Origin of the sequence: Streptomyces sp. DvalAA-14 (assembly GCF_900091855.1) — a bacterium.
Lineage (GTDB): Bacteria > Actinomycetota > Actinomycetes > Streptomycetales > Streptomycetaceae > Actinacidiphila.
Map to the genome: position 1 here is coordinate 1 of NZ_FMCH01000357.1, position 1,573 is coordinate 1,573.

At 77.9% G+C, this 1,573-nt stretch carries 1 protein-coding gene; it reads left to right on the top strand.

The window, feature by feature from the left end; genetic code table 11:
• Window positions 1-337: 337 nt before the first annotated feature.
• Window positions 338-1,573: glycosyltransferase family 4 protein (locus tag GA0115240_RS18575; protein WP_256069876.1), on the top strand; the 1,236-nt coding region annotated here is incomplete at its 3' end.

Here is a 1,573-nt window from a genome sequence, read left to right on the forward strand (position 1 = left end):
GACGAGGTGGCGGCGAGGGGCGCGCGGTGGCCGGCGGACGGGCCGGTCGACGGCTCGGTGGGCGGCCCGGTGGGCGGCCCGGCGGACGGCTCGGTGGCGGGCGCGCAGCCGGCCAGCAGTGCGCCCGAGGCGGTCACTTGGAGGAGATTTCGGCGGGAGATGGACATCGCGCATCACTTTAGGGCGTAATGGCAGATTCGCCCGGGTGGCCGGGCCCGCGTCGCGCGGATGGCCCGCACCGGCCGAAGACGCCCACCGCGCCCGCCGGCGGCCAGCGGTGACGACGAGCCAGGTCGTAGGGTGGGCTTCCGTTCGTCTCCGGGGGAAGGAACACGCCGTGGCCGGTTCCGGCACGTGCCGCAGACTGCTGCTGGTCTCCACCCACTACGCCCCCGAGCAGGCGGGCACCAGCAGGTACGCGACACAGATCGCCGAGCACTGGGCGGCCGGCGGGGCGGAGGTGCACGTGCTCACCGGCATGCCGCACTACCCGGCCTGGCGGCTCGACCCCGCCTACGCCGGCATCCGGCGCACCGAGGAGGACCGCGGCGGAGTACGGGTGCACCGGCGTAGTCATACGGTGCCGGCCCGTCAGACCGCGCTCGGCCGGGCCCGGTTCGAGCTGTCCGTGCTGCGCGGCGGCCTGGGCGCGCCGCCCGCGATCGAACGGCCGGACGCGGTCGTCGCCCAGCTGCCGACGCTGGCCGCCGGCATCATCGGCGCGCGGCTCGCCCAGGGGTACGGGGTTCCGTACGTGGCCGTGGTGCGCAATCTGCTGGGTGCGGGCGGCGGGGGCGGTGCGGGCGGTGCGGGCGGTGCGCGGGGCCGGGCGGCGGTGGCGCTCGCCGGGTCGGTGGAGAAGTACGCGCTGCGGCGCGCCGCGCTGGTCGGCGTCGTGCACGAGTCGATCGTCGCGGAGGTCGCCGCGATGGGCGTGCCCGCCGGACGCATCCGGCTGATACCCAACTGGTCCCATCTGCCGATGCCGTCGCGCCCCCGCGAGGAGATGCGGGCCCGGCTGGGCTGGCGGCCCGGGCAGACCGTGGCGCTGTACTCCGGCGCGCTCGGCGCCGAACAGGACCTCGACCTGCTGATCCGGGCGGCCCAGCTCGATCCGGGGCTGCGGGTGGTGCTGATGGGTGCCGGGGAGCGGCGCGAGGAGCTGCGGGCGCTGGCCGGGGCCCTGCCCAACCTGGACTTCCCGCCGACGCCGGACGAGGCGGAGTATCCGGACGTGCTGGCCGCGGCGGACGTGCTGCTGCTCACCCAGCGGGCCGGGCGCGGCGGGACGGCGGTGCCGCCGGAACTCCCCGCCTGTCTGGCCGCCGGGCGGCCGGTCGTCGCCGCGGTGCCGGCCCGGGGGGCCACCGCACAGGAACTCGAGCGCTCGGGCGCGGGCGTCCTCGTCCCGCCGCAGGACCCGGCGGCCCTGCTCGCCGCGATCCGCGCCCTGGCCGCCGACCCGGCCCGCACCGCCGCGCTCGCGGCGGCCGGCCCCGCCTACGCCACCGCCCACCTCACCCGCGAGGCGGGCCTGACCCGCATCGACGCCCTCCTGACCCGAGGCCCTCCC